The 6,439-nt window shown below is 71.5% G+C and carries 6 protein-coding genes; 1 reads left to right on the top strand and 5 read right to left on the bottom strand.

Annotated features, from left to right (window positions below; translation table 11 throughout):
• Nucleotides 1-358 precede the first annotated feature (358 nt).
• Complete coding sequence (locus ACIRVK_RS33935; RefSeq protein WP_404253975.1) at nucleotides 359-1,057, bottom strand: glycoside hydrolase family 75 protein; 699 nt, start codon at nucleotides 1,055-1,057, stop codon at nucleotides 359-361.
• Nucleotides 1,058-1,589: 532 nt separating this feature from the next.
• On the opposite strand from ACIRVK_RS33935, the gene ACIRVK_RS33930 reads away from it, so the two are divergent.
• A complete protein-coding gene (locus ACIRVK_RS33930; RefSeq protein WP_404253961.1) occupies nucleotides 1,590-2,135 on the top strand; it encodes a hypothetical protein in 546 nt (181 codons plus the stop codon).
• Between the two features lie 12 nt (nucleotides 2,136-2,147).
• Here ACIRVK_RS33930 and ACIRVK_RS33925 read toward each other — a convergent pair whose 3' ends face one another.
• The 4 genes from ACIRVK_RS33925 to ACIRVK_RS33910 form a co-directional block, all read right to left on the bottom strand.
• On the bottom strand, nucleotides 2,148-2,699 hold the full coding sequence (locus ACIRVK_RS33925) for a PadR family transcriptional regulator (protein WP_404253959.1): 552 nt from the start codon (nucleotides 2,697-2,699) through the stop codon (nucleotides 2,148-2,150).
• Between the two features lie 23 nt (nucleotides 2,700-2,722).
• The gene (locus ACIRVK_RS33920; RefSeq protein WP_404253957.1) at nucleotides 2,723-4,738 is read right to left on the bottom strand and encodes an FAD-dependent oxidoreductase; all 2,016 of its coding nucleotides are present in this window, start codon (nucleotides 4,736-4,738) and stop codon (nucleotides 2,723-2,725) included.
• An 88-nt stretch (nucleotides 4,739-4,826) separates the two neighbouring features.
• Nucleotides 4,827-5,195: a hypothetical protein gene (locus ACIRVK_RS33915; RefSeq protein WP_404253955.1), complete on the bottom strand. Its 369-nt coding sequence runs from the start codon at nucleotides 5,193-5,195 to the stop codon at nucleotides 4,827-4,829.
• Between the two features lie 106 nt (nucleotides 5,196-5,301).
• A complete protein-coding gene (locus ACIRVK_RS33910) occupies nucleotides 5,302-6,177 on the bottom strand; it encodes a hypothetical protein (RefSeq protein ID WP_404253953.1) in 876 nt (291 codons plus the stop codon).
• Nucleotides 6,178-6,439 lie beyond the last annotated feature (262 nt).

Here is a 6,439-nt window from a genome sequence, read left to right as displayed (position 1 = left end):
GCCGGGACTCCGCCATGCCCAGGCAACGCAATCACCCGGCCCACGTGACGGCAGACGAACAGCGACGCCTCATCACCCCAACCGAAACGCCGAGGCTAGGGGGTGTTTTGAAAGCCCCGCACAGCACCCACGGCGCCCGGCACGCACCCTCGCCGCACCGGACGAAACCCCAAGTACGTCCAGTACGAGGGCTTTCGTCCGGCACACCGAGAGGACGCCCCGGACGCCGCTCCTTACCGGGCAAACGTTGCCTGCCGCGGCACTAGGACCTTCGTCCGGCACGCCGAGGCCACGCACCGAACACCGCGGGCACCGCACTGGACTTTCAAAACACCCCCTAGTCCCGTCCGACGCCCGGTCACCTGTTCTGCACGAACATCCGCGCCAGCCGCTGTCCGGTCGCTACGGCGGCGGCGTGGTTCTCGATGGGCTCGACCCGCGAGCCCTTGAAGACGATGTAGGTGACGCCGGAGGGCGTGCCGCCGCCGCGCGGGTCCGCGGGAATGCCGAGACCCCGTGCGGTGGCGTAGGAGGCCTCCCCGATGAGGTCACGCGGGCCGATGTCGCCGACGACCGCGTACTGCACCCGGTCCCGGTAGACGACGGCGGCGACCGAGCCGCCGCGCACGCCGTGGTCCCGGTGGTTCCAGATGCGGCTGGCGGCCGGCACGACGATGTACGGCAGCCTCTCGGCGCTCAGATGGCGCCCGTCGGACTGCTGGAAGGCGGTGGAGTCCGAGAACAGCGGGTCGGTGCGGCGGTTGCAGTGCGGCCCCGGCCTGCCGTCACAGTCGATGTCGAGGTCGGCCTTCCAGAAGACGGCCTGCCGGGTCCCGCAGACGGGGATGGTGGCCGGTCTGCCCGCGTTGCTGCGGTACCGGCCGTGCGAGACCGGGACGCAGCCCCGCACCCTGGCCAGCAGGTCGGCCGCGCCGACGGTGCCCTCGCGCCGGGCCGCCCGCTCCTCGGCGGTACGTGGCTGCGGTGCGGTGGGTGACGCGGAGGGGGCGAGCAGGGCGGCCCCGGCCACGGCCAGTGTCAGCGACTGGAAACGCACGATGAGGAAGCCTCTCCTGGGGGACACTGACGGACACTCAGCCAATGTGTTGCCCGCACATTGGGTGCGGCTACCACTGGTGGGCCGGACGGCGCACACCCCCGAACTCCGTGCAGGTGCCGGGGACCTGAGCCCGCGTCGGCTCCGGCCACCCGGCCACCCGCGTCAGGCGCGGGATCAGCGACGACAGCGTTCCGCGCCACCGGCATGAACTCACCAGCCCTCAGGGAGAGTTCAGCCGCGAGGAACTTCAGCATACGTAACCGCGGCGGGCCGCCACCAACGCCCCCGCACCCCCTCCTGCCGTGCCCGACCAGGCCGCGGGAACGCGTCACGCGACCGGACGTCGTACTCCCTCCTCCGTGGGCCGTGCGATGGGCCGGACGAGGTAATCCGTCACCTGCTCGGGGGCCCTCCGCGTGCGGGGCGGCCCGTGGGCACATTGGCTGCCCCTGAGGCAGCACGGGCGTTCCCCGACCCTCCGGCGGCGCAAGGGATGTACCGCCGACCGTGCCGCTGGAGGGCAGTCCACATGCGCAAATCTCAGCTTCTGATCCGCTCCGGCCTGGCCGTGGCGGCCACCGCGCTGCCGGTCGCCCTGGCCGGGCCGCCCGCCGCGGCGCTGGGCACGGGTATCTCGGTGAGCACCAGCGGCTCCACCGTGTCCGTGACCACCACCGTGTGCAACCAGACCAGCAGCAACGGCAGTTGGGGCACGGCCTCGCTGCTCAACAGCAGTCAGACGAACTTCACCCAGGGGCGGCAGGTGGCGCTCTCCGGGACGACCAGCCTCCAGTCGGCGGCCTGGCAGGGGGTGAGCCCGGGCACCTACACGGTCGTGGTGATCTGCACCGTGAACAACACCACCGCGGGCACCCAGTCCATCATCGTCGCGGCCCCCTCCTCGCCCACCATCTCCGCCACCTCCTCGCCGTCCCGCGGTGTCATGGGCGGTCTGGGCGGTGCCGTCCGGGACTACGGCCCGGTCACGCTCGGGGTGGGCAGCGCCCTGGTCGGGGCGGGGGTCATCGCGACCGGCTGGTACCTGCGCCGCCGTGCGAAGCCGTACCGGCTCTGACGGCGGCGGTGCTCACGCGGGCCCGGAATCCGGCAGGGCGGCGAACTCCTCCAGGGCGTGGGTGAGCCACTGCGTCCAGAAGGTCTCCAGATCGATGCCGGCCCGCAGTACGAGGTGCCGCAGCCGGTCCTGGTGACCGTCCCGGCCGGGCGGGAAGTCACGCTGCTCGATCTCCTCGTACTCCGCCAACTGCCGCTGGTGCAGGCTCAGATGGCGGCGCAGGTCGGCCTCGATGCCCTCCGTTCCGACGACGGCCGACGCGCGCAGTCGCAGCAGCAGGGGGTCGCGGAGGGGCTTGGGGTCCTGGGCGGTGGCCGTCCAGCGGGCCAGCTCGGCGCGGCCCGCGGGCAGGACCTCGTAGCTCTTCTTCTGTCCGCGGGCCGGCTGCTCGGACGGCAGCGCCCGGATCTGTCCCTCGGCCTCCAGCCTGCTCAGCTCGCGGTAGATCTGCTGGTGCGTCGCCGACCAGAAGTAGCCGATCGACCGGTCGAACCGGCGGGTCAGCTCCAGCCCGGAGGACGGCTTCTCGAGCAGGGCGGTGAGGATCGCGTGCGGGAGGGACATGGGGTCATCCTAGGGACGGGCGCCTACAGGGCCGCCGCGATCTCGGTGCCCTGCTTGATGGCCCGCTTGGCGTCCAGTTCGGCGGCCACGTCCGCGCCGCCGATCAGGTGCGGGCTGCGGCCGGCGGCGACCAGGTCCTCGTACAGGTCGCGGCGCGGCTCCTGGCCGGTGCACAGCACGATCGTGTCCACGGGCAGGACGGTGCTCTCCTCGCCGACCGTGAGGTGCAGCCCGGCGTCGTCGATACGGTCGTAGCGCACGCCGGGGACCATGGTGACGCCGCGGTGCTTGAGTTCGGTGCGGTGGATCCAGCCGGTGGTCTTGCCGAGGCCCGCGCCGACCTTGGACGTCTTGCGCTGGAGCAGGTGCACGCTGCGCGGCGGGGCGGTGCGCTTGGGGGCGGCCAGACCGCCAGGCGCCTGGTAGTCCATGTCCACGCCCCACTGGCGGAAGTACGTCTCCGGGTCCTCGCTCGCCGCGTCGCCGCCGTCGGTCAGGAACTCCGCGACGTCGAAGCCGATGCCTCCGGCGCCGAGGATGGCGACGCGCTCGCCGACGGGTGCCTTCTCGCGCAGGACGTCGAGGTAGCCGACGACGCTCGGGTGGTCGACGCCGGGGATGTCGGGCGTGCGCGGGGTGACACCGGTGGCGACGACCACCTCGTCGAAGCCCGCCAGGTCGCCTGCCCCGACGGGAGTGTTCAGGCGTACGTCCACCCCGTGGGTGTCGAGCTGGTGGCGGAAGTAGCGCAGGGTCTCGTCGAACTCCTGCTTCCCGGGCACCTTGCGGGCGACGTTGAGCTGCCCGCCGATCTCGTCCGCGGCGTCGAACAGGGTGACGAGGTGGCCGCGTTCGGCCGCGGACACCGCGCAGGCGAGTCCGGCGGGCCCGGCCCCGACGACGGCGACGCGCTTCTTCAGCCGGGTCGGCGCGAGCACCAGCTCGGTCTCGTGGCAGGCACGGGGGTTGACCAGGCAGGAGGTGATCTTCCCGCTGAAGGTGTGGTCGAGGCAGGCCTGGTTGCAGCCGATGCAGGTGTTGATGGCTCCCGGCGTCCCGTCCGCCGCCTTGGCGACGAAGTCCGGGTCGGCGAGCATCGGGCGGGCCATGGACACCATGTCCGCGTAGCCCTCGGCGAGCAACTCCTCGGCAAGTTCCGGGGTGTTGATGCGGTTGGTGGTGACGAGCGGGACCGACACCCGGCCCATGAGCCGCTTGGTGACCCAGGTGTAGGCGCCGCGCGGCACGGAGGTGGCGATGGTGGGGATCCGGGCCTCGTGCCAGCCGATGCCGGTGTTGATGATGGTCGCGCCGGCCGCCTCGACGGCCTGGGCGAGCGTGATCACCTCGTCGAGTGTGGAGCCGCCCGGCACCAGGTCCAGCATGGAGAGCCGGTAGACGATGATGAAGTCCTCGCCGACGGCCTCGCGCACGCGCCGGACGATCTCGACGGGGAAACGCATGCGGTTCTCGTACGAGCCGCCCCAGCGGTCGGTGCGGTGGTTGGTCTGGGGGGCGATGAACTCGTTGATGAGGTAACCCTCGGAGCCCATGATCTCGACGCCGTCATAGCCTGCCTGCCGGGCCAGCCGGGCGGTGCGGGCGTAGTCGTCGATGGTCTGCTCCACCTCGGCGTCGGTCAGCTCCCGGGGCACGAAGGGGCTGATCGGGGCCTGGAGGGGGCTGGGCGCGACCAGGTCCTGGTGGTAGGCGTACCGCCCGAAGTGCAGGATCTGCATCGCGATCCGCCCGCCCGCGCGGTGCACGGCCCCGGTGATGACCTCGTGCTGCTCCGCCTCCGCCTCGGTGGTCAGCTTCGCCCCGCCCTCGTACGGGCGCCCCGCCTCGTTGGGCGCGATGCCGCCGGTGACGATGAGGCCCACTCCCCCGCGGGCCCGGGCGGCGTAGAACTCCGCCATCCGCTCGAAGCCGCGCTCGGCCTCTTCCAGGCCGACGTGCATGGAGCCCATGAGCACGCGGTTGGGCAGCGTGGTGAAGCCCAGGTCGAGCGGGTTCAGCAGATGCGGGTAACGGCTCATGGGGCCCCTCCGTGGCGGTGTGGTCCCTCAGTTGTAGAGGACCGCACCGTTTTATGCAACTAGTTGCACAATCGAGGGGCGCGCACCGTCAGCGGCTCTCGAGAACCACATGCAGCTCCCGCTCCTGATCCCCGGAGGCCGATGACAGGTCCCGCACCGTGAACAACGGGTCCAAGGTGCTGCGCAGCCGTTCGATGGCCCAGTAGCCGCCCTGCGCGTCCAGTTCGACCGAGGACTCCAGGGGTCCCGGCGCCGGGCAGGTGTGCGCCTCCGTCACCTCGAACGTCCCGAGCCACACCATCGGCCGCGTCTCGTGCAGCTGCTGCGGCACGTCGTCGGCGCCCCGGTCGGACTCGAAGCACGCGCACAGCGTGTCGAACACGATCCGGGCGTCCTCCTTGCTGCATCCGCTGATCTCGAGGGAGACCGGCTCCTCGTGCAGTCGCTCACGGTCCATCGTGATCGCTCCTCTCGTGGGCGGCGACGCGACCCGGCGGAATTCCCCGCGAACCGCGTCACCTCCCCAGAAAAGCACCACTGCCCCCGCCGTACCAGCGAGCCGGTCAGCCCTTCTTGAAGCGGTACGTCTTGCTGTCCGTCAGCACGCAGAAGCCCGGCGAGACGACGATGACGCGCAGGGTGCCGTCCCGGCGGTCGTAGTCGATGCCCTCCACCTCGAAGGTGCCCGAGCAGCCGCTGCGCAGGGGCAGCTGACGCAGGGCGGTGACGTGGCCAAAGACGTCCGAGGCGCCGTTCGGCGCGGCGGACAGGTCGACCTGGAGCAGCGGCTTGGTGAAGCCGAACAGCGTGCTCGCGGGGTCGTCGGAGGAGCACAGCAGGGTCGTCGGCCCGGAGAAGTCGCAGCCCTGGACGTCCCGGACGGGGTGGTCGAGGTTGACGGTGGCGACCTGCGGGAGGTTCGCCGAGGGCGAGGTGCTCGCGTTGACGCCCGGCGTCGGGAAGACCAGGAAGCGGCTCATGGTGCCGTACTCCCCGGACAGCATCCACTGCCCGTCGGGCGAGATCGCGTCCCAGGAGTTGTTCAGTGCCTCGCCGGGGCTGAGCGTGTGCACGTACTCGGACCAGGTTCCGTCCGGTGCCTGGACGCGGTACATCTTCGCGTTGCCGGAGTCGGCCTGGTACGGCTCGACGTAGTAGCCGTTGTAGGAGGCGTCCGGGTCGCCGACGTGGTTCCAGCCGCGGCTGGAGACGCCGATGGGGATGGTGCCGATGCCGGTGTAGCGGTTGGGGCTCCCGGCCGGCACCTCGACGGAGGCCAGGCCCTGACTCTCGGTCAGCGGATCGGCGCGGTCGGACCCGACCTCGGTCCAGGTGTCGGCGGCCGAGGCGGGCGGCGCCGAGGACAGCAGGGCGGCGGTGGCGAGGGCGAGGGCCGCGGTCAGGGCCGCGTGACGACGGCTGCGGGCGCGCAGGGGCATGCGAGGGCTCCTCGTCGGAGGTGGGGGTGGGCCTGCTCGGCGGACAGTCTGGCCCGACGAGATGGTCATGTACAGACCAGTCCGGTAACGGGAGTCGTCGGCTCGGCGACGTTGCGTGCCCGGTACCGTCGTCACGGCTTCGGGGGACGCCGGCGCGTGTGTCGAGGGATGGTGGAGGTGGGCGGCACAGGCGTCACAGGGACGGTTGAGCGCGGTAGAACAGGGGAGTCGGCACGGGGGGAACGGCGTGCCGCGTCAAAGG

It is taken from the genome of Streptomyces sp. NPDC101152, from assembly GCF_044768275.1.
GTDB lineage: Bacteria > Actinomycetota > Actinomycetes > Streptomycetales > Streptomycetaceae > Streptomyces.
Note: the sequence above shows the minus strand (reverse complement) of the source record. Positions and strands in the feature narration are given on the sequence as shown.